Origin of the sequence: Micromonospora sp. DSM 45708 (assembly GCF_039566955.1) — a bacterium.
GTDB lineage: Bacteria > Actinomycetota > Actinomycetes > Mycobacteriales > Micromonosporaceae > Micromonospora.
This window is the reverse complement of the sequence record NZ_CP154796.1, coordinates 3,126,976-3,147,516: the sequence shown is the minus strand read 5'-3', so window position 1 is coordinate 3,147,516 and position 20,541 is coordinate 3,126,976. Positions and strand designations below refer to the sequence as shown.

The 20,541-nt window shown below is 72.7% G+C and carries 23 protein-coding genes; 11 read left to right on the top strand and 12 right to left on the bottom strand.

Annotated features, from left to right (window positions below):
- The first annotated feature begins 48 nt into the window (after window positions 1-48).
- From VKK44_RS14005 to VKK44_RS13995, 3 genes are read left to right on the top strand one after another with little or no spacing between them, the layout of a single operon-like run.
- Complete coding sequence (locus tag VKK44_RS14005) at window positions 49-897, top strand: helix-turn-helix domain-containing protein (protein ID WP_343447393.1); 849 nt, start codon at window positions 49-51, stop codon at window positions 895-897.
- Entirely contained in the window at window positions 887-1,075 is a 189-nt protein-coding gene (locus VKK44_RS14000) for a DUF397 domain-containing protein (protein ID WP_343447392.1), read from the top strand. The genes VKK44_RS14005 and VKK44_RS14000 overlap by 11 nt, the downstream gene beginning before the upstream one ends.
- A 47-nt stretch (window positions 1,076-1,122) precedes the next feature.
- Window positions 1,123-1,545: a hypothetical protein gene (locus tag VKK44_RS13995; protein WP_343447391.1), complete on the top strand. Its 423-nt coding sequence runs from the start codon at window positions 1,123-1,125 to the stop codon at window positions 1,543-1,545.
- Window positions 1,546-1,626: 81 nt separating this feature from the next.
- Here VKK44_RS13995 and VKK44_RS13990 read toward each other — a convergent pair whose 3' ends face one another.
- Together VKK44_RS13990 and VKK44_RS13985 are read right to left on the bottom strand one after the other, a co-directional pair.
- Entirely contained in the window at window positions 1,627-2,043 is a 417-nt protein-coding gene (locus VKK44_RS13990) for an ASCH domain-containing protein (RefSeq protein ID WP_343447390.1), read from the bottom strand.
- Between the two features lie 63 nt (window positions 2,044-2,106).
- A complete protein-coding gene (locus VKK44_RS13985) occupies window positions 2,107-2,988 on the bottom strand; it encodes an alpha/beta hydrolase family protein (RefSeq protein ID WP_343447389.1) in 882 nt (293 codons plus the stop codon).
- Window positions 2,989-3,099: 111 nt separating this feature from the next.
- Between VKK44_RS13985 and VKK44_RS13980 the strand changes: the two genes are divergently transcribed.
- Window positions 3,100-3,627: a GNAT family N-acetyltransferase gene (locus VKK44_RS13980; RefSeq protein ID WP_343447388.1), complete on the top strand. Its 528-nt coding sequence runs from the start codon at window positions 3,100-3,102 to the stop codon at window positions 3,625-3,627.
- Window position 3,628: 1 nt separating this feature from the next.
- Here VKK44_RS13980 and VKK44_RS13975 read toward each other — a convergent pair whose 3' ends face one another.
- Window positions 3,629-4,042, bottom strand: a complete 414-nt coding sequence (locus VKK44_RS13975) for an MmcQ/YjbR family DNA-binding protein (protein ID WP_343447387.1) — start codon at window positions 4,040-4,042, stop codon at window positions 3,629-3,631.
- Between the two features lie 163 nt (window positions 4,043-4,205).
- Here VKK44_RS13975 and VKK44_RS13970 point away from each other — a divergent pair, with 163 nt between their 5' ends.
- From VKK44_RS13970 to manD, 4 genes are read left to right on the top strand one after another with little or no spacing between them, the layout of a single operon-like run.
- Window positions 4,206-5,321, top strand: a complete 1,116-nt coding sequence (locus tag VKK44_RS13970) for a WD40/YVTN/BNR-like repeat-containing protein (RefSeq protein WP_343447386.1) — start codon at window positions 4,206-4,208, stop codon at window positions 5,319-5,321.
- Complete coding sequence (locus tag VKK44_RS13965) at window positions 5,318-5,614, top strand: MoaD/ThiS family protein (RefSeq protein ID WP_343447385.1); 297 nt, start codon at window positions 5,318-5,320, stop codon at window positions 5,612-5,614. The genes VKK44_RS13970 and VKK44_RS13965 overlap by 4 nt, the downstream gene beginning before the upstream one ends.
- Before the next feature lie 49 nt (window positions 5,615-5,663).
- The gene (locus tag VKK44_RS13960) at window positions 5,664-7,604 is read left to right on the top strand and encodes a beta-propeller domain-containing protein (protein ID WP_343447384.1); all 1,941 of its coding nucleotides are present in this window, start codon (window positions 5,664-5,666) and stop codon (window positions 7,602-7,604) included.
- 58 nt (window positions 7,605-7,662) lie between these two features.
- Entirely contained in the window at window positions 7,663-8,871 is a 1,209-nt protein-coding gene (manD, locus tag VKK44_RS13955) for a D-mannonate dehydratase ManD (protein WP_343447383.1), read from the top strand.
- A 10-nt stretch (window positions 8,872-8,881) separates the two neighbouring features.
- Here the strand turns inward: manD and VKK44_RS13950 are convergent, their stop codons facing one another.
- Genes VKK44_RS13950 through VKK44_RS13925 form a run of 6 tightly spaced genes read right to left on the bottom strand, consistent with a single transcriptional unit; the run spans window position 8,882 to window position 16,806 of the window.
- Window positions 8,882-10,999 (bottom strand): alpha-glucuronidase, encoded by a 2,118-nt coding sequence (locus VKK44_RS13950; protein ID WP_343447382.1) that lies wholly within the window; start codon window positions 10,997-10,999, stop codon window positions 8,882-8,884.
- A complete protein-coding gene (locus VKK44_RS13945; protein WP_343447381.1) occupies window positions 10,996-11,679 on the bottom strand; it encodes a hypothetical protein in 684 nt (227 codons plus the stop codon). Before VKK44_RS13945 ends, VKK44_RS13950 begins: the two co-directional genes overlap by 4 nt.
- The gene (locus tag VKK44_RS13940) at window positions 11,676-13,220 is read right to left on the bottom strand and encodes a GH39 family glycosyl hydrolase (RefSeq protein ID WP_343447380.1); all 1,545 of its coding nucleotides are present in this window, start codon (window positions 13,218-13,220) and stop codon (window positions 11,676-11,678) included. The genes VKK44_RS13945 and VKK44_RS13940 overlap by 4 nt, the downstream gene beginning before the upstream one ends.
- 6 nt (window positions 13,221-13,226) lie before the next feature.
- Window positions 13,227-14,873, bottom strand: coding sequence for an ABC transporter substrate-binding protein (locus tag VKK44_RS13935; protein WP_343447378.1), 1,647 nt, complete (start codon window positions 14,871-14,873; stop codon window positions 13,227-13,229).
- Between the two features lie 26 nt (window positions 14,874-14,899).
- Window positions 14,900-15,826 (bottom strand): carbohydrate ABC transporter permease, encoded by a 927-nt coding sequence (locus tag VKK44_RS13930; RefSeq protein ID WP_343447376.1) that lies wholly within the window; start codon window positions 15,824-15,826, stop codon window positions 14,900-14,902.
- Window positions 15,823-16,806: an ABC transporter permease gene (locus tag VKK44_RS13925; RefSeq protein ID WP_343447374.1), complete on the bottom strand. Its 984-nt coding sequence runs from the start codon at window positions 16,804-16,806 to the stop codon at window positions 15,823-15,825. The genes VKK44_RS13930 and VKK44_RS13925 overlap by 4 nt, the downstream gene beginning before the upstream one ends.
- 117 nt (window positions 16,807-16,923) lie before the next feature.
- On the opposite strand from VKK44_RS13925, the gene VKK44_RS13920 reads away from it, so the two are divergent.
- On the top strand, window positions 16,924-17,934 hold the full coding sequence (locus tag VKK44_RS13920) for an acetylxylan esterase (protein ID WP_343447373.1): 1,011 nt from the start codon (window positions 16,924-16,926) through the stop codon (window positions 17,932-17,934).
- A gap of 79 nt (window positions 17,935-18,013) precedes the next feature.
- On the opposite strand, the gene VKK44_RS13915 is transcribed toward VKK44_RS13920, so the two are convergent.
- Complete coding sequence (locus VKK44_RS13915) at window positions 18,014-18,199, bottom strand: hypothetical protein (protein ID WP_343447372.1); 186 nt, start codon at window positions 18,197-18,199, stop codon at window positions 18,014-18,016.
- Here VKK44_RS13915 and VKK44_RS13910 point away from each other — a divergent pair.
- Window positions 18,198-18,530, top strand: a complete 333-nt coding sequence (locus VKK44_RS13910) for a YciI family protein (RefSeq protein ID WP_343447371.1) — start codon at window positions 18,198-18,200, stop codon at window positions 18,528-18,530. The genes VKK44_RS13915 and VKK44_RS13910 overlap by 2 nt on opposite strands.
- On the opposite strand, the gene VKK44_RS13905 is transcribed toward VKK44_RS13910, so the two are convergent.
- On the bottom strand, window positions 18,527-18,886 hold the full coding sequence (locus VKK44_RS13905) for a hypothetical protein (protein WP_343447370.1): 360 nt from the start codon (window positions 18,884-18,886) through the stop codon (window positions 18,527-18,529). The genes VKK44_RS13910 and VKK44_RS13905 overlap by 4 nt on opposite strands.
- Before the next feature lie 141 nt (window positions 18,887-19,027).
- On the opposite strand from VKK44_RS13905, the gene VKK44_RS13900 reads away from it, so the two are divergent.
- Window positions 19,028-19,297 (top strand): GlsB/YeaQ/YmgE family stress response membrane protein, encoded by a 270-nt coding sequence (locus tag VKK44_RS13900; protein ID WP_343447369.1) that lies wholly within the window; start codon window positions 19,028-19,030, stop codon window positions 19,295-19,297.
- Between the two features lie 64 nt (window positions 19,298-19,361).
- On the opposite strand, the gene VKK44_RS13895 is transcribed toward VKK44_RS13900, so the two are convergent.
- On the bottom strand, window positions 19,362-20,537 hold the full coding sequence (locus tag VKK44_RS13895; RefSeq protein ID WP_343447368.1) for an SGNH/GDSL hydrolase family protein: 1,176 nt from the start codon (window positions 20,535-20,537) through the stop codon (window positions 19,362-19,364).
- Window positions 20,538-20,541 lie beyond the last annotated feature (4 nt).

Sequence of the window (20,541 nt, the reverse complement as noted above, 5' to 3'; positions counted from 1 at the left end):
TGTGCGTGCCGACAAGTGATTGGGCTGATCTGGATGCATCATCGACGCATGCCTCGATTCACGCCCGCGACACCGCGCTCCCGGAGACTTGGCCGTGAGCTGCGCAAGCTTCGCGAAGCGAAGGGCATGACCGGTGAGGCGGCGGCGGAGATCGTTCGTTGCTCGTCCTCGCGTATCAGCCGAATCGAGTCCGGCGACATCAGGCCCCGGGTCGGTGACGTCATGGAGCTGTTGGTCGCTTACGGCGTCAAGATCGACGAAGAGCCGGGTGCCTCGCTACTCGAACAGGCGAGAGGGCTGCGCGAAGACGGGTGGTGGCAACGCCTCGGCGGCAAGTACGCGACGTACATCGCGTACGAGACCGAGGCCGTCGAACTGAAGAACTTCGAGCCGATGCTGGTGCCTGGCCTCCTTCAGACCGAGCGTTATGCCCGCGAGGTCAACGTCATCGGTCGAGAAGCCGATCCGGAAACCGTCGACGAGCGGGTAACGGCCCGGCTGACTCGTCAGGAGGTACTGCACCGGCAACCGAAACCGCTGCGGATGCACGCCATCCTCTCCGAGGCGTCCCTGCGGACCGAGGTCGGTGGCCCAGAGGTGCTTCGCGAGCAACTCGACCGCCTGGTCACGTTGAGTCGGTTGCCCAACGTCACGATCCAGGTGTTGCGTTTCGAAGCTGGTGCCCACCTGGCCGACAGCAGTGGCTTCGCACTACTCACCTTCGACCAGGACGACCCGCCGTTGGGCTATATCGAGACCTTGGCAGGCGAGTTGTTCCTCGAGTCGCCACGCGACCTGGCGCGACTCGCTGCGGCGTACGACAATCTGAGGACGCTGGCCATGTCGCCGGCCGAATCGGTGACGTTCGTCAAGGGGTTGAGTGAGCATGGAACGTGACGCCTGGCGCAAGTCGAGCCGGTCCGGGAGCAACGGCCAGTGCGTCGAGGTGCGCAATCGGGGCGGTCACATCGATGTCCGCGACTCGAAGGCGCCGACTGTCGGCATGCTGAGCTTCGATGCTGCCGCCTGGTGTGCCTTTGTGGACGACCTCAGGAGCGATCGAACGCGCCGATAAGAATCCGGTGCCATGGATCTCTGAGAATCACGGATTAGGCTCCCTTCATGTCCGTCGATTCCCTGCCCTACCGTCCTCCGCTGGCGCGCACCGTCGCGGTGGCGCAGGTGGCGCTGGTGGTCGCGTTCCTCACCGTCGCCACGCTCTGGCTGGGCCGGATGGTGTCGGCCGACGCGGGTCCGGCCGAGCTGCGCACCGGTGCGTACGACCCGAAGGATCTGGTGCCGTTCGGCATGCACGGTTGGAATCCGTTCATGTGGCTCTACGGCCTCACCGCGCTGCTCTATCTCGCCGGGTTGGCCAGCCCGCTGTTGGCCGGCTACGGCGTGGTGCTCCTGGCCCGGGACCGGCGGTCGCTGCCGCGCGGGCTGCGGGTGCTGCTGTTGGCCGGCGTGGTGGCCGGTGCCGTGGTGACCGTGCTGCGCTTCACGCCGGTCGGGGCGGACATGCAGGCCTGGTGGCTCGACTGAGTGGCGCCGGCGCGACGACAACCGCACCCGGAGCGGGCTCAGCGCGACGACGACCGCACCCGGAGCGAATCGCGCGCGTCGTCACAGCGTCTCGACGAGGCGGAAGCGCTCCAGCACGGCGGGCGTGTCGTCGTCGATCGTGAACGCCGGGTCGCCGAGCCACCCCCGGTAGTCGTCGCCGTGCCAGTAGTCCTCGTGGCCGGCGCGCCAGGCGGCGACCGACGTGTAGCCCTCGCCCTCGTCCCGGGCGTGGTCGAGGTCCACGTCACCGATCCGGGCGACCTTGACCTCGACCAGCTCGATCACGGCCACCGGCCGGCCGGCGGAGTCGATCACCGCGAACCGGCTGCCGACGGCCGGCAGCGGCTCGCCCTCGATCTCGTTGTCCTGGAGCAGCCCGGTGGTGCTGGTCTTGGTGCCGTCCAGCACGGCGGCGACCAGTTGGTCACGCAGCGGGCCGGGGAAGGCGAACTCGTACGGGGGCAGCTCGGCGGTCATGGCCCGCAGCGTAGCCGCGAGGTGGGTCGGCGGCGACGCGGTTTCGGCGCACGCCCGACGGGGTCAGGCCGGGTCGGCCGGGAGCCGCCGGTCGAGCCAGTCGAGCAGCACGGCCTCGTAACGCGGGCTGACGGCGGCCAGCTCGTCCCGCCCGTCGAGGGTGGGCGCGTGGTCGCAACCGGGCAGCCGGGTCACGGTCAGGTCGGCGTCGTGGGCCGCCCGTCGCCACACCGCGATGCTCTCCTCGATCGGCACCCACTCGTCGGTCTCGCCGTAGCAGAGCAGCACCGGGCCGGTCAGTCGGGCGAACACCGGCGCCGGGTCGAAATCCATGTCGGCCCAGGTGCCCGGCCGCTCGGACAGCTCGCGGGGGAGGAACGCCAGCGGGAACCAGGGCCGCGACAGCGCGGCCGTCAGCGCCGCCTGCGCGGTCGGGCGCGGCACGTCGCCGCGTTGGAACCCCTCGGCGACCTCGCGCAACCGGGTCAGCTCGGCCACGTCGGCCGGCCCGTAGCCGTGCCGGCGTAGCTGCTCGGCGGTGCCGTAGCGCATCTGCACGGCCGGGCTGACCCCGCTGCACGAGACCAGGATCAGGAAGTCGACGGGGTGCGCGGCGGCGGTGACCCCCGCCGCCCAGGCCCCCTGGCTGAAGCCCCACAGCCCGACCGGCGCCGGGCCGACGTGCCGGCGCAGCACGGTCACCGCGGCGGCGGCGTCCTCGGCCTGGTCGGCGAGCGGCACGTCGCGGCCGTCGACGCGGGGGCGGCGGTCGTAGCGCAGCACCGCGACGCCGGCCGGCGGCAGCAGCCGGGCGAGGTGCCGGTAGAGGAAGTGGGACCGCTTGTCGGCGTGCGAACCGTGCAGGACCACCAACCCGCCCCGGACCGGCCCGGCCGGCAGGTCGAGCGTCGCCGGCCGGCCCGACGCGCCGATGGTCGTCTCCACGCCGGCAGTCAACCACGCCGCGCCGGTCCCGGCCGTCCCGTGCCGCCGGGTGCGTCGCGCATCCGCCTGCGTACGCTGGCGGGGTACGCCGCGCCGACCGTGGAGAGCACGATGACCAGCACCACGACCCGTACCGCAGGACCCGCCGACGTGCCCGCCCTGGTCGACCTGATCGAGTCGGCCTACCGGGGGGCCCGGGCCCGGTCCGGTTGGACCCACGAGGCGGACCTGCTCGACGGGCAGCGCACCGACCCGGAGATGGTGGCGGCGGCGGTGACCGGCCCGGCCGGCGTGGTGCTGGTGGCGGAGCGGGACGGCGAGCCGGTCGCCTGCTGCCAGTTGGAGCGCCGCGACGACCACGCGTACTTCGGCATGTTCGCGGTCGCGCCCGGCCACCAGGGCGGCGGGTTGGGCCGGGAGCTGCTGGCCGAGGCCGAGCGGTACGCCCGCGAGCGTTGGCACGCCGGCGAGCTGCGGATGACCGTGATCGTCCAGCGCGACGACCTGATCGCCTGGTACGAGCGGCGCGGCTACGTCCGTACCGGCGAGTTGAGCCCGTTCCCGTACGGCGACGAGCGCTTCGGCGTGCCGCGTCGCCCGGACCTGGCGTTCGAGACGCTGCGCAAGAAGCTCGGCTGACTCAGCCCGGCGGCCGGTCGACCCGGGCGGCCAGCTTCCTCGGCGCCCGCAGGCAGTAGCTCTCGGTGAGCAGCTCGGCGACCTCGGTCCAGTCCGTCGCGTCGTCGAGCGCCATCCCGACCACGTCGGCGCCCCAGCCCGGCGAAAAGAACGGCGGACCGGCGGCGAGCAGCCCGGCGATCTCGTCGCCGGGCGCGCGGAACGTCAGCACGCAGAGCGGCTCGTCGGTCGCCGTGGCCCGCGCGACGGCGGCCGGGTGGTCCGGGCCGACGGTGTACGCGTGGGCGAACGTGCGGGTGCGGATCCGCCAGCGCACGCCCACCCAGGCCGGCTCCTCGTGGGTTTCCGGCAGGCCGAGGCAGACCGGCCGCAGGCGGTCGAGGCAGGCGGGTGGGACGTCTCCGGGGCCGGTCATGCGCGCAGGTTAACCACCCCCACCGACAACCCGGTCGGCCGGCGCGGCGTCCTTGCCGCCGCCGGTACGGGCGTCGATTGTCGTAGGCGGGGAGTAGAACACCGATGAGTCTCGACGCGATCCGTGGTCATACCTGCTGCACCAGCGGACAAAGGATGAGGATATGAGCATAGTTCGAGTGCTTGTCGGCACCCGCAAGGGCGCGTTCCTGCTGACGTCGGACGAGCGGCGCCGCGACTGGACCGTCGACGGCCCCCACTTCGGCGGCTGGGAGATCTACCACCTGACCGGCTCCCCGGTCGATCCGGACCGGCTCTACGCGTCCCAGTCCGGCGGCTGGTTCGGCCAGCTCATCCAGCGCTCGGACGACGGCGGCCGGAGCTGGAACCCGGTCGGCAACGACTTCGCCTACGCCGGGGACGTCGGCGAGCACCTGTGGTTCGACGGCACGCCCCGGCCGTGGGAGTTCAAGCGGATCTGGCATCTCGAACCGTCCCGTCACGACCCCGACACGGTGTACGCGGGCGCGGAGGACGCCGCGCTCTACGTCTCCACCGACGGTGGCGAGAAGTGGACCGAGCTGCCCGCGCTGCGCCAGCACCCGAGCGGTCCCGGCTGGCAGCCCGGCGCGGGCGGGATGTGCCTGCACACGATCATCCTGGACCCGGTCCACCGGGACCGGATCTACGTCGCGATCTCGGCGGCGGGGGCGTTCCGCAGCGACGACGGCGGCGCGAGCTGGCTGCCGATCAACAAGGGGCTGCGGTCAGGGGAGATCCCCGACCAGGATTCGGAGACCGGCCACTGCGTGCACCGGCTGGCCCAGCATCCGTCCCGGCCCGACACGCTGTTCATGCAGAAGCACTGGGACGTGATGCGCACCGACGACGCCGGCGGGAGCTGGCGGGAGGTCAGCGGCGACCTGCCGTCGGATTTCGGTTTTCCCATCGCGGTGCACGCGCACGAGCCCGAGACGGTCTACGTGGTGCCGATCACCAGCGACTCGCTGCACTACCCGCCGGAGGGCCGGCTGCGCGTCTACCGCAGCCGCACCGGCGGCGAGCACTGGGAGCCGCTGACCGAAGGGCTGCCGCAGTCGCACTGCTACGTCAACGTGCTGCGGGACGCGATGGCGGTCGACACGCTCGACGAGTGCGGGATCTACTTCGGCACCACCGGCGGGCAGGTCTACCACTCGGCGGACGCCGGCGACAGTTGGGCGCCGATCGTGCGCGACCTGCCGCCGGTGCTCTCCGTCGAGGTGCAGGTGCTGCCGTGATCCGGGTCGTGCTGCCGGCCCACCTGAAGAACCTGGCGCACGTCACCGGCGAGGTGCGCGTCGAGGTGGCCGGGCCGCCCACGCAGCGCGAGGTGCTCGACGCGCTGGAGACCGCGTACCCGATGCTGCGGGGCACCATCCGTGACCGGCACAGCGGCGCGCGCCGCCCGTTCGTCCGCTTCTACGCCTGCGAGCGGGACCTGTCCCACGAGCCGCCGGACGCGCCGCTGCCCGAGGAGGTGGTCGCCGGCCAGGAGCCGTTCATCGTGCTCGGCGCGATGGCCGGGGGCTGAGCCGCCGCCCTGCGGGAACCGCGTCCGGGGCGGGCACGTCTGAGGGCCCATGACTGGTGGCAGATCCCGAACCGTCGGATGGGCGACGGTCGTCGCGCTGACCCTCGCCGGCTGCACCGCCGCACCGTCGGCCGCGCCGCCGCCCCGGGACCGGGGCGGCCCGGCCGGCGGGCTGCGGTTGGTCGCGTTCGACTCCTGCACGGAGGCGTTGCGGCAGCTCCGGGCCGCCGCGCGGGCGGCGGTCGGCCCGTGGGGCATCGGCCCGGACGGCGACGCCGTGCCGCTTGCCGCCGCCGAACGGGGCGGCGGGCCGGCCGCCGCGAAGGACGCGGCGAGCGCCCCCACGGCCGGTTTCTCCGGCACCACCGTGCACGAGGCCGGCGTGGACGAACCGGATCTGGTCAAGACCGACGGGCGGCGGATCGTCACGGTGACCCGGGGCGTGCTGTCCGTGGTGGATCCGGCGAGCCGCCGGCTGACCGGCCGGCTGGCGATCGACCCGACGCTCGGGGAGCGGTTCGCCGGGGGCGACATCAGCCTGCTGCTGCACGGTGACCGGGCGCTCGTGCTGCTCCCGGCCCGCCGGGTGGCCACGCCCGCCGCGGCGAAGGGACGGCCGGCCCCGGACGCGCCCCAGGCCCGGCTGATCCTGGTCGACCTCGCCGGGGCGCCGCGGATCCTCGGCGACTACCGGATCGACGGCGGCATGGTCGACGCGCGGCAGGTCGGCGCGACCGCCCGGGTGGTGGTTCGCTCCACGCCCCGGCTGGTCTTCCCCGCGCCGGGTCGGGGCACCGACGCGCAGCGGACCGCCGCCAACCGCGCGGTCGTCGACCGTGCCACGATCGACGACTGGCTGCCCCGGTACGAGGTCCGCGCGGGTGGACGCACCGTTTCCGGGCGGGTGGACTGCGACCGGGTGAGCCGGCCGGCCGGCTTCTCCGGCGCCGCGATGGTGACCGTGCTCAGCTTCGATCTCGGCGCGACCACGCTCGGCACCGGCGACCCGGTGACCGTCGCGGCCGACGGCGACACGGTCTACAGCAGCGGCCCTCGGCTCTATCTCACCAACGACCAGCGCCGGCGGGTGCCGGCGGGCGGGGCGGACGGCGGCACCGAGATCTACCAGTTCGACCTGACGGCGGGCACCCCGCGTCACGTCGCGTCCGGCTCGGTGCCGGGCTGGTTGATCAACCAGTACGCGTTGTCCGAGTGGAACGGTCACCTGCGGGTGGCCACCACCACCGGCGACCGGTGGGGCCGCGGGGATCGCTCCACCTCCGGCGTCTACGTGCTGCGGCCCGACGGCCCGACGCTCACCCGAGTCGGCCAGGTCACCGGGCTGGGCCGGGGCGAGCGGATCTTCGCGGTGCGGTTCCTCGGCCCCACCGGCTACGCGGTGACGTTCCGGCAGACCGACCCGCTGTACGCGGTGGACCTGCGGAACCCGGCCGCGCCCCGGGTGACCGGCGAGCTGAAGATCAACGGGTACTCGTCGTACCTGCATCCGGCCGGGGACGGCCGGCTGCTCGGGGTCGGGCAGGAGGCGACCGACCGGGGGCAGGTCCTGGGCACCCAGGTGTCGCTGTTCGACGTCGCCGACCCGGCCCGGCCGACCCGGATCGCCCGGCACCACGTCGCGCAGGGCTGGTCCGACGCGGAGGCCGACCCGCACGCGTTCCTCTACTGGGCGCCGGAGCGCCTGGTGGTGCTGCCGGTGAGCCGGCCGGGCGTGGTCACCGACCGGGCCGACGGGGCGGCCCGCCGGGCCGCGCCGGCCACCGGGATGCTGGCGCTGCGGGTCGGCGACGACGGGTTCACGGTGGCCGGCACGATCGACCATCCGCCGTCGCTGGGCGACGGTGCGGAGTGGACGCCGGTCCGCCGGTCGCTGGTGGTCGACGGGGTGCTCTGGACCGTCTCCGACACCGGCCTGAAGGCGACCGCCCCGACCACCATGCGGACGGTGGCCTGGGTGCCGACGACCTGACCCCGGCCGGCGGACCGGCGGCCCACCGCGACCATGGATGTCTGTTAATGTCCTGATGATGAGGATCGTCGATGCTCGGGTCATCCTGACCTGCCCCGGCCGCAACTTCGTCACCCTCAAGGTGGTGACCGACGAGGGCGTCACCGGGGTCGGCGACGCCACCCTCAACGGTCGGGAGCTGGCCGTCGCGTCCTACCTGCGCGACCACGTCGTGCCGCTGCTGATCGGCCGCGACCCGGCCCGCATCGAGGACACCTGGCAGTACCTCTACCAGGGCTCCTACTGGCGACGCGGGCCGGTCACGATGAGCGCGATCGCCGCCGTGGACACCGCGCTCTGGGACATCAAGGGCAAGGTCGCCGGGCTGCCGGTCTACCAGTTGCTCGGCGGCCGGTCCCGCGACGGCGTGACCGTCTACGGCCACGCCAACGGCGAGACCGTCGACGAGGTGCTGGCCGAGGTCGCCCGCTACGTCGACCTCGGCTACCGCGCGGTACGCGTGCAGTGCGGCGTGCCCGGCCTGCCCCGCACCTACGGCGTCAGCGCCGACAAGATGTTCTACGAGCCCGCCGACGCCGCGCTGCCCAGCGAGACCACCTGGTCCACCGAGGCGTACCTGGCCCACGCGCCGGGCGTGTTCGCCCGGGTCCGCGACGAGTTCGGCCCCACCCTGCGGCTGCTGCACGACGTGCACCACCGGCTCACCCCGATCGAGGCGGCGCGGCTCGGCCGCAGCCTGGAGCCGTACGCGCTGACCTGGATGGAGGATCCGGTCCCGGCCGATCTGCCGGAGGGCTTCCGGCTCATCCGCCAGCACACCACCACCCCGATCGCCGTCGGTGAGGTCTTCACCAGCATCTGGGACGCCGCCCAGCTCATCCGGGAACAGCTCATCGACTACGTCCGCGCCACGGTGGTGCACGCCGGCGGGCTCACCCACCTGCGGCGCATCTTCGACCTCGCGGCGCTGCACCACGTGCGCAGCGGCTCGCACGGGGCCACCGACCTGTCGCCCGTCTGCATGGCCGCCGCGCTCCACCTCGACCTCGCCATCCCGAACTTCGGCCTCCAGGAGTACATGCGGCACACCGAGGCGACCGACGAGGTCTTCCCGCACGGCTACCACTTCGCCGACGGCTACCTGCACCCCGCCGAGACACCCGGGCTCGGGGTGGACGTCGACGAGGCGGCGGCGGCCCGCTTCCCGTACGCGCCGGCCTACCTGCCGGTGAACCGGCTGACCGACGGCACTGTGCACCCGTGGTGACCGCGCCGGGTCACCAGATGCGGCGGCCGTGCGCGTCCGGCACCCCGGACTTGCGGAAGAAGTAGGTGTTGACCTGGTCCCGCCATTCCGTGGCGCTGCGGACCTGCTCGTCGAGGCGCTCGGCCACCCGTTCGTGGACGCCCGGCTCGATCAGGCCGGCGAGCCGACGCCACCGCTCACGCATCGCCACCACCTGCTCGACGCCGGCGAAGTGCGTGTCGTAGATGTGCTGGATCACGGTACGGCCGCTGTGCAGCACGTGGTCGTAGGGGACGTGGTGGAAGAAGAGCAGCAGCTCGTCCGGGCACCGCTCGCGTGACTCGTACACCTCCGACCACGGCGCCGGGTACTGGCCGGTGAACCCGGTTCCGGTCGCCCGGGTGCGGTCCACCCCGACGCCGTCCCGGTCGGCGAAGTGGTAGGTGCCCCAGGCGGTGTACTCGTAGCCGTCCACGTCGGGCCCGTAGTGGTGCCCGGGTCGCACCATGAAACCGACGCCCAGCGGCGCGGTGTACCGCTCGTAGCCGCGCCAGGAGTCGTCCATGACCTCGTGCAGCGTGCGCCGCAGCAGGTCCGGGTCGGGCGTCGTGGCCGGCGGCCACGTCAACCCGATCCACTCGTCGAGCACCGCGTCGGGCGCCAGGTGGGGGTCCCAGGCGAGCCGGCCGACGGCGTACAGGTTGGCCTGGGCCAGCGGATGCCCGGTCCAGAACGGGTCGTCACCGGTGTTGGCCACCGCGGCCAGGCCGCCACCGCGCGCGCCGGCCACCACGTCGGCGACCGTGCCGGCGTCGCCCCGGGGCGCGAACCGCAACACCTCGCTCCACCAGGGGCCGAGCCAGCAGACGTGCCGTTGCTGGCCGGTGTACTCCTGCGTCACCTGCACCTCGACCGCCATCCGGGTGGCCGGCATGGCCAGCAGCAGCGGCGACACCGGCTCGCGGACCTGGAAGTCCACCGGGCCGAACTTCACCTGGACGATCACGTTGTCGGCGAAGCGCCCGTCCAGCGGGGTGAAGTGGTCGTACGCGGCCCGGGCCCGGTCCGTCGACCGGTCCCGCCAGTCCTGGTGGTGGTCGTAGACGAACGCCCGCCAGTGCACCACGCCGCCGTGCGGCGCGAGCGCCCCGGCCAGCAGGTTCGCCCCGTCGGCGTGGTCACGCCCGTAGGTGAACGGGCCGGGCCGGCCCTCCGAGTCGGCCTTCACCAGGAAGCCGCCGAAGTCCGGGATGCGCGCGTACACCCGCCCGGTGGCGGCGGCCCACCAGGCCCGTACCCGGTCGTCGTGGGGGTCGGCGGTGGGCAGGCCGCCGAGCACCACCGGGGCGGCGAACGTGACCGCCAGGTGCACCCGCACGCCGTACGGGCGCAGCACGTCCGCGATCTCCGCCACGTCGCCCAGCCGGTCGGTCAACAGCCGCGCCTCGGTGTCGTGCACGTTGACGTTGTTCACCGCGATCGCGTTGATCCCGCAGGCGGCCAGCAGCCGTCCGTAGTCCCGGACCCGGGCCGCGTCCCGCCGTGCCACGCCGTCGCGCCAGAAGATCGAGCCGCCGGCGTAGCCGCGCTCGACCTGACCCGACACCGGGTGCACGGCCACGTTGTCCCAGTGGTCGAGCATCCGGCGGGACAGGGCCGGCTGGTGCCGTCGCGCCGGCCGGTCCGCGTCGAACGCCGCCGCGCCCAGCCGGACCACGTGGAACAGCCCGTACAGCAGGCCGGCCGGCGCGTCGGCCAGCACCACCGTCACCCCGGCCGACCGGGCGGTCAGGAACCCCTCGTCGCCGAGCGCGCCGTCGCCCCGACCGTTGACCCCCGGCGTGGCGGCGAGGCGGACCGCCTCCGCTGTCGCGTTCGCCAGCGGACCGGCGTCGCGCAGCGCGAGCACCAGATCGGCGTCGACGTCCCAGGACGGGGAGCGCCACACCCGCCCGCCGTACCGGGCGCAGGCGCGCGTCACCTCGGCCAGCACGGTGTCCACCAGCGGGCCGTGACCGTGCACCAGGACGCCCCGGGCGCCGAGTGCCCGGAACGCCTCCGGTGGCAGCCAGGCGGCGTGCCAGATGGTGGTGTCCAATGGCAGCGGCTCCGCGCCGCTCGCCGGCCCGTCCGTGGCAGCGGTACTCACGCGGTGAACTCCCTCCGGATCACGTCGATCATCGGCTCGCCGATCCGCAGCAGCGCCAGCACACCGACCGCGCCCAGGAGCGCGAGCACCGCCTCGGAGAAGACGGCGGTGACGCCGGCGGCGGCGGCCAGCAGGACGGCGTTGCCGACCGTGACACCCGGCGTCCGGACCAGGAAGTAGCCGGCCAGCCGGACCACGTCGCGGGTGCGGAACGTGAACAGCGAGACGATCACCAGGGCGTTCGCCCCGACCAGGACCACGCCGGCGCCGACCAGCGCCAGCGGCACCGCCCACCAGGCCGGTACGGCGGCGGCGGGCAGGTGGGCCAGGTTCACCGCGATGAGCGTCAACCACACCAGCGTCGGCACCCACACCCGCAGCACGCCCGGCAGGTTGGCCCGGTAGGCCCGCCGGAACGCGGCGGCGGGCCGCAGGTCGGTCAGGTCCCGGCGTTGGTGGCGCAGGGCGTGCAGCGCGGCGGAGACGGCCGGTCCGACCGGCAGCAGACAGACCGCGACCAGCGGCAGGTTGCTGGCGTCCCGGTCGAGCAGCACCAGCGCGACCAGCCCCGGCACGGTGGTGAGCAGGAGCAGCAGCTCGACGACGAGCAGGATGTGCACGGCTGCGGCGGCCCGCGACAGCGGTCCGTCGCCGAACTCCCGCCGGCCGGACGCGCTCACGGCTCCCGCCCCGCCGGTGCCGGCCCGGTGGGCGGGTCGACCAGCCGGTCGTCGTCCCACCACGGCGGCGTCTCGTCCACCACCGCCGTCAGTTCGACAAGCGTCACCTCGTGCCGGGCGAGCGTGAGGTCGACGTCGACCCGCCCGGCGGTGACCGGCAGCGCCCGGTGGCTGCGGGCCGGCTCGGCGGCCTCCCGCAACGCGTCGAGTTGCCGGGGGTGGGGCGAGCGCGGGCTGCCCATCTCCCGCCAGGCCGCCCAGGTGTTGCCGGCCTCCTCGCTCACCGACGAGCGGAGCTGGAACGCGGACGGGGTGCCCGGCGGGCCGAGCGGGACCGACAGCGCCAGGGTGTGCCGCGCCGGCGCCGGCGCCCGGCCGGTGACGTCGACCGGCGCCCAGGCCAGCACCGCGACCCGACCGTCCGGGTGCCGGGTGACCAGGTGGTCCGGTCCGCGGGCGAGCACCTCGTCGCCGAGCCGCGCCATGAACGCGTACAGGTGGTAGGTGGGTTTCTTGAGCTGCCGGTGGGCGAGCAGGCCGAAGCCGCCGTGCAACGGCGCGGTCGGCACGCCCACCTCCTCGAACACGTCGCTGAACGTCCAGTACGAGAACGAGTCGACCAGGTCCCCGCCGCCGGCCAGCACCGGCGCGAGGTAGGCGGCGTGGAACGCGGTGTCGTGGACCGGGTTGTCCGGCCGGTAGGAGGAGTTGAACTCGGTGATGTGCACCGGCCGGTCCGCCAGCGCGGTCCCGGCGAGGAGACGGCGGGGCGCGGCGAACTGTTCCAGCAGCTCCGCCGCCGGGGCCAGCGTCTGGTGGGTGCCGAACGGCACGTGCCGGGCCGGGCCGGAGGTGTACGCGTGGCGGCTGACGAAGTCGACGGGCACGTCGCGGGCGGCGACGAACTCGGCGAACGGCGCCAGCCACTCGTCCGCGCCGGGGGAGAGGGCCGGGCCGCCGACCTGGAGCGAGGCGTCGACGTCCTTGACCGCGTGCGCCGACACCTCGTACAGGCGGTGGTAGGCGGCCTGGTCGGCGTCGCGCCAGAAGTCGGGCAGGTTGGGTTCGTTCCACACCTCGATGGGCCAGCCGCGCACCTCGGCCAGGCCGTACCGGTCGACCAGGTGGGCCACCGTGGCGCGGACCAGGTCGCCCCACTCCGGATAGGAGCGTGGTGGCGTGACGTTGCCCCGCCACCAGAACACGGTCTGCTCCCCGGAGGCGAGCGCCGACGGCATGAAACCCAGCTCCACGAAGGGCCGCACGCCCCGTTCCAGGTAGGCGTCGACGACCTGGTCGACGTACGTGAACGCGTGGCGTACCCGGCGCTCGCCCCGGTACTCGTACGGCTGGTGCACGCCGGCGCCGTCGCTGAGCAGCCCGTGCCCGCGGATGTGCCGGAACCCGATGTCGCGCTGCACGAGCGCCAGCGAGTCCTGGTAGTCCCGGCGCAGCGCCAGGTCGAAGCGCCCGGTGCCCACGCAGGTGCGCCAGGCGTCGGTCAGCCGGCCGACGGGCCGGTCGGGAACGGTGTGGCGCATCGCCGGTCACCCGTGGTTCTTGCGGTACCGCTCGTACGCCTTGTTGACCAGATCGGTGTACGCCTGCGCGTTCTTGCCCTTCAGTTCGGTGACGTAGGCGTCCCACTCGCTCAGCGGGCGCTGGCCCAGCGCGAACTTGAGCGTGTTCTGGGTGACGTAGTCCTTCAGCGCCGTCGCCCAGAGCGTGGTCTGCTCGCGCTCGGAGTCGGTCAGCGGCGCGGGTGGCGGCGTCACCCATGGCGCCGGCTTGCGGCCGTTCATCTCCCGCTGGAACTCCATCTCCTCGGGGGAGAAGAACGACTGCACCAGGTCCAGCTTGCCGCCGTAGGCGAAGACGCCGTTGGCGAAGCCGAAGTCCTTCTGGAGGTGCTTGGTGCCCTTGGGGTTGAGCCCGACGATGTCGACGTCCGCGGTGGGCGCGCGCCGGCCCGAGGCGTCCCGGGTGTAGGTGGTGCCCTCGACGCCCCACTTGGCGAACTCCTGGCCGGCGTCGGAGTACCAGAGCCAGTCGATGAACTGCATCATGGCCACGAAGTGCTTGCCGTCGCGGGCCTTGCTGGAGATCATCACGCCGTTCTCCAGCCGGCTCGCCGGGTTGACCGGGCCGGCCGGGCCGATCGGGAACATGATCTTCTTCAGTCGGGCGTTCGGGTTGATCTTCGCGATGTCGGGGCGGTAGTCGTTCACCAGCGTCTGCGCGTTCGTGCTGATCACGAACGACTTCCCGCTGGCGAGCTTCTGGCGGGCCTGGTCGTCGGTCTGGGTGAACGTCTCCGGGTCGAGCAGCCCCTCGGCCACCAGCTTGTGCAGGAACGTCACCACCTGCCGGTACTGCTCCGACGCGCCGGTGAAGACGTACTTCCCGGCGCCGGCGTCCCAGGCGGTCGCCTGGTAGTTCCAGCCGGCGCCCGGCAGCCCGTGCGACAGGGCGAGCATGTTCAACAGGTTGCCGGCCGGGTTGGGCTTGCCGAACCGGTCGGAGAACGGATGGACGTCCGGGTGGGCCGCCCGCATCGCCTTGAGCATGGCGTACACCTCGTCCCAGGTGGTCGGCGACGGGATGCCCAGTTGCTCCAGGACGTCGGTGCGGACCGCGAGCGTGTACTCCTGCCAGGGCTTCTCGTGCAGGCCGGGCAGCAGGTAGAACTTGCCGTCCTCCTGCCGGAGCGTGTCCATCTCCGGCTTGAGGTTCCACTTCTCCAGCTTCTCCTTGAAGTGCGGCATCAGGTCCAGGTAGTCGCTGACCGGCAGGATGGCGCCGGAGGAGACGTACGAGTTCTCCTGCGGGTGGTAGGTCTTCGGGATGATCAGCGGGGCGTCCCCGGAGGAGACGAGCACGCTGCGTTTCTGTTCGTAGTCGCTGAGCGGCACGGCGACCGGGTCGAGCTTGACGTTGGTCCGCTTCGCCAGTTCCGACCAGAACAGCCACTCCGGCTTGAGCGGGTAGTTCGGGTGGTTGTTGTAGAGGATCGAGAACGTGACCGGCTCCGCGGCCCGGAACTGGTCGCCGACGCCGTACTTCTCCATCGCGCCGGCCCGGTTGCGGTCGAGGTCCTTCTTGTCGGGGCCGTCGTCGTCACCGCAGCCGGTCAGCGAGACGACGGTGGCCGCACCGGCGGCGTACAGCACCTGGCGTCGGGACAGCTGGACCATGGGGTTCCCTTCGGTTGGCGGCGCCGCTATCCCTTGACGGCGCCGAGCATGATTCCGGAGACGAAGTAGCGCTGGATGAACGGGTAGACCGCGAGGATCGGCAGGACCGTGAGCACGATGGTCACGGACTGGATGGTCGCGGCGGCCTGCACGATGTCGTCGCCGCTGCCGAGCCCGCCGCCGGTCTGCGTGGCGTCGGTCGCGCCGACGATGAGGTTGCGCAGGTAGACCGTCACCGGGAGTAGGTCCTGGCGGTCCATGTAGAGGAACGCGGCGAACCACGAGTTCCAGAACGACACGGCGTAGAACAGCACCATCGTGGCCACCATCGCCTTGGACAGCGGCAGGACGATCCGCAGCAGCGTTCCGTACGTGCCCAGCCCGTCGACCGCGGCGGCCTCCTCCAGCTCGACCGGCAGGCTCTCGAAGAACGCCTTCATCACCAGCAGGTTGAACACGTTGATGGCGTTGGGCAGCGCGACGGCCCACACGGTGTTCTTCAGGCCCAGGCTGGTGACCAGCACGTAGTTGGGGATCAGGCCGCCGGTGAAGAACATGGTGAACACGGCGATCCCGACCAGCGCGGTCCGGCCCCGCAGGTGCCTCTTCGACAGCACGTACGCGTAGCAGGTGGTCAGCACGACGGAGATGAGCGTGGCGACCACCGTGTAGAAGACGGTGTTGCGGTAGCTGATCCAGAACGCCGGGTCGGACGTCACCACCCGGTACGCGGTGAGGTTGAACCCGCGCGGGACGAGGTTGACCTGCCCGCTGATGATGGCGGCGTTGTCGCTGAGCGAGCGCGCCACGATGGTGAGGAACGGGTACACCGTCACCACCACCACGGCGGTGAGGACGAGGGCGTTGACCGCCTGGAAGACGCGGTAGCCCCGGCTGGGCCGGGGACCGCGCGACCGGGACGCCCGGCCCCGGGCCCGGGTCCCGGCGGTCACCACAGGCTCGTCCCCACCGCGCGCCGGGAGATCCCGTTCGCGGACAGCACCAGCGTCAAGCCGATCACGGCCTCGAACAGGCCGATCGCGGCGGCGTAACTGAGGTTCCCGGAGACGATGCCCACCCGGTACAGGTAGGTGGAGATGACGTCCGCGGTCGGATAGGTGAGCGGGTTGTAGAGCAGCAGGATCTTCTCGAAGCCGACCGCCATGAACGTGCCGATGTTCAGGATCAGCAACGTCATCATGGTCGGTCGGATGCCGGGCAGCGTGACGTGCCAGGTCTGTCGCCACCGGTTGGCGCCGTCGATCCGGGCCGCCTCGTAGAGGTCGCCGTCGATCGTGGTGAGCGCTGCGAGGTAGAGGATGGTGCCCCAGCCGACGGTCTGCCAGACCTCGGAGGAGACGTAGATCGACCGGAACCAGCCGGGCTCCTGGATGAACGGGACCGGCCGCCCACCGAACGCGCCGACCACCTGGTTCACCGTGCCGTCCACGGACAGCAACTGCATGACCATCGCGGCCACGATCACGATCGACAGGAAGTGGGGCAGGTAGGACACCGACTGCACGAAGCGCCTGAGGACCCGGCTGCGCACCTCGTTGAGCAGCAGCGCGAGCACGATCGGCAGCGGGAAGCAGAACAGCAGCGTCAACGCGCCGAGCACCAGCGTGTTGGTGAAGACGTCCCAGAACGTGGGGTCGGTGAAGAACAGCCGGAAGTAGCGCAGGCCGGTCCAGTACTCGCCGAACACGCTGCCGCCGGGCCGGAAGCGCCGGAACGCGATCACGTTGCCCAGCATCGGCAGGTAGCGGAAGACCAGGAAGAACAGCAGCGGCAGGACGGCCAGCGAGTAGAGCTGCCAGTCCCGCCGTATCGCCCGCCGCCAGGACCGGCGTCCGCCGGCGCGACGCCGGCGGTCCGGTCGCGGCGCCGCCGTCGTCGGGGCGGCCCGCGCATCCGACCGTACGGATGTCATCCGCCCTCCCAGCCTGGCCGAAAAATTCCGGTAATGACCCGTAAGCTTTCCGGAAATTTATGGTCATCAGTTGATGGATGTCAAGGCAATCGATATCTCGACCGCCGTGGAGGATCCGTGCCCTTTTCCGACCTGCCGCTCGACCAGCTCCGGCGCTACCGGCCGGCCGTCGCCGAGCCGGCCGACTTCGACCGGTTCTGGCGTGTCACGCTCGCCCGGGCCGCCGCCGCTCCGGTGCTCCTCGACGTCCGGCCCGAACCCACCGGCCTGCGGCTGGTCGACACCTGGGACGTGACGTACGCCGGCTTCGACGGCGAGCCGGTGCGGGCCTGGTACACCCGCCCGGCGGGCGTCGACGCGCCGCTGCCCGCCGTGGTGGAGTACCCCGGCTACGGCCGCGGGCGGGGCCTGCCGGGGGAGCGGCTGACCTGGCCGGTGGCCGGGTACGCCCACCTGCTGATGGACAACCGCGGCCAGGCCGGCCGGTACGCCCGCGGCGACACCCCGGACCCGCACGGCGCCCCGGGCGGCCCGACCGTCGCCACCCGGGGCATCCTGAGCCCGGAGGACTACTACTACCGCCGCCTGATCACCGACGCGGTCCGTGCCGTCGACGCCGTCCGCGCGCTGCCGGGCGTCGACGCGACGCGCGTCGTCGCGGCCGGGAACAGCCAGGGCGGCGGGCTCGCCCTGGCGGTCGCCGGCCTGGTCGGTGACCTCGCCGCGCTGCTGGTCACCGCGCCGTTCCTGTGCCACATCGAGCGGGCCGTCCAGCTCACCGACGCCTCGCCGTACGGCGAGATCGCCCAGTACCTGGCGGTCGACCGCGAGGTGGAGGCGGCGGTCCGGCACACGCTGTCCCACGTCGACGGCGTGGCCTTCGCCCGCCGGGCGACCGCCCCGGCGCACTTCGGGATCGGCCTGCGCGACGACGTCTGCCCGCCGAGCACCGGTTTCGCCGCGTACAACCAGTACGGCGCCGCCAGCGGCCGGCCGGTGACGCCGCTGCGGGAGATGCACACCTACCCGTACAACGGCCACGAGGGCGGGGAGGCCGTCCACGTGCGACGGCAGCGGAGCTGGCTCGACGCGGTGCTCCGGCGCGTCGACGCGCCGGAGCGGACCTGACCGCCCGGCCGGTCCCGGTGCGCCCGGCCGGTGGGGCCGGGCGCACCGGCAGAGCGGGTACGGCGCCGGTCGGCGGGGATCAGCCGACCGAGCAGGAGACGCCGTTCAGGGTGACGGCCGCCGGCCTGCCGGTGTTGCCGGAGTGGGTGGCCTGGAAGCCGATGTCGACGTCCGGCCCCGAACGACGGCCGCTGCGTGGCGCGGCGAGCGGGAGCGTGGTACGCAGGGTCGAGGACCGCAACCGCGACGGAGGGGCCCGGAGCATGCCGACGTTCATCACCATCGGGTACGGCGACCAGGACGGCTACGACCGCACCGACCCCGCGGTACGCGACGCGGCCCACGCGCACGACGAGCGGCTGCGGGCGGCCGGGGTCCGGATGGGCGTGGCCGGCCCACCGGTGCAGGTACGCAACCCCGACGGCACGGGCACCGAGGTGCGGGACGGGGCGTTCCTGACCTCGGCGCTGCCGATCGCCGGGTTCGCCGTGATCGAGGCGGAGTCGATGGCGGAGGCGATCGAGATCGTCTCCGGAACGCCGTGTGCCGTCGCCAACGGGGTCGTCGAGGTGTGGCCGCTGCGGGACACGCCCTAACCGAGCCGACGCAGCGCGGCGTCCAGGGTGTCCTCCGGTGTGCTGTTGAACGCGATCGCCGCGCCGGGCGCGTGCCGGTGCACCAGGTTGACAATCTGCTCGAAGAGTTCGAGCAGCGGCTCGTGCTTGCGGAGGCCGCCGCCGACCACCACGCAGGCGTACGCCCGGCGGGTCAGCGCCGCCGCGATCTCTCGCTCGGCGTCCGGGTCCGGCGCGACCAGGCACAGCTCGGCCTCGATCCCGTGCTCGGCGAAGCGGGCGTGACCGCGCGCGATCGCGGCGACCACCGGCGCCGGATCCCAGCCCGGGATCCGGGCCGGGTCGAGTCCGATCACCAGCACCGGGCCGTGTGCCATGCGTCCTCCTCGGGTGCGCCGGTCCGTCCGCTCCATCCCACCCCACCGGTGGCGGTCCGGTCAGCCCGCCACCCGGTTTCAATTTCCGTTGCCCGGGGCAATGGACCGGTCGACTCACATCCCTGAGGAAGGGCGGCCATCATGCACGTCGGCGGCATCATCTCCGGCATCATCATCGGTCTGATCATCGGCGCGCTGGGCCGCCTGGTCGTACCGGGCAAGCAGAACATCCCGATCTGGCTCACCCTGGTCATCGGCGTGGTCGCCGCGCTCCTGGGCACCGCCGTCGCCGGCGCGCTGGACGTGTCCGACACCAACGGCGTCGACTGGATCGAGCTGCTCATCCAGGTCGTCTTCGCCGCGATCGGCGTGGCGATCGTCGCCGGCACCTACGGCCGACGACGGATCTGACCCGACCGCACCGCCGTCACCCGGGCCGGTCGGGACGCCGCGGGCGTCCCGACCGGCCGGCGTGTCAGGAGCCCGCGGCGGCGAACGGGCCGCCCGCGCCGAACGCCAGCGCGGCGAACCGCTCGCCGATGCGGCGGTCCGCGACCGGGTCGGGGTGCAGCTCGTCGGGCAGCGGCAGCTCGGCGTAGTCCGCCTCGCCGTAGAGCTCCAGCCCGTCCAGGTAGTGCAGGTTCGGGTCCTCGGCGGCCCGGGCGGCCACGATCCGGGCCAGCTCGGCGCGGATCACCCGCAGCGTGAGCTTGCCGGCGGCCCGCTCGGCCGGGTCGCCGGTGGCGACGAACCGCAACGTGCCGGTGCTGAGGTCCGCCGCGCCGGGGCCGGGCGTGTCCTCCTGGATCGGGCACAGGATGGACGACACGACCAGCAACGGCGTGTCCGGGTGCCCGTCACGCAGCGTGTCGAGGAAACCGTGCACCGCCGGGGTGAACGCGCGCAGCCGCATCACGTCGCTGTTCACCAGGTTGATGCCGATCTTCACGCTGATCAGGTCCGCCGGGGTGTCCCGCATCGCCCGCGCGGTGAACGGGTCGAGCAGCGCGCTGCCGCTGAACCCGAGGTTGACCAGCTCCACGCCGGCGAGCCCGGCGGCGATCGCCGGCCAGGTGCCGGTGGGGCTCTCGGCGTCCGAGCCGTGGCTGATCGAGCTGCCGTGGTGCAGCCAGACCCGTCGGCCCCGGTCGCCGACGGTCTCGACCGGCGCGTCGGTGCGCAGCGCCACCAGCTCGGTGATCTCCCGCTGCGGCAGCCAGATCTCCACCTCCTTGTCCGTGTCCGGCAGGTCGGCGAACCGGACCGTGCCGACCGGGCCGAGATCGGTGGTCACCGCGCCGGTGGTCAGGTCGATGGTGAGCACCTTGCCGCCGCCGGCCGTGCCCTGCCCGGCGAGGCGTCCGTCGACCAGCAGGTCGTAGCGGCCGTCGGGGCGCGGCGGGGTGCCCCGGTAGACCATCTTGGTGGCGAGCACGTCCAGCTCGACCACGGTGGCCCGGGTGCGGAACACCAGCCGGACGCCGGACGGCATCGCCTCCGCCATCGTCACCTGCGGGTCGGTGTTCCGCGCCCGGGCGGGCGCGGGCAGCCGGTGCGGTAACACCCCCTGCGGGGTGCGTTCCAGGTCCAGCGCGCCGCGCAGCAGGTCGGGGGTGATGGGCGTGGTGATCGAGGGGCGCGGAAAGGTCATGATC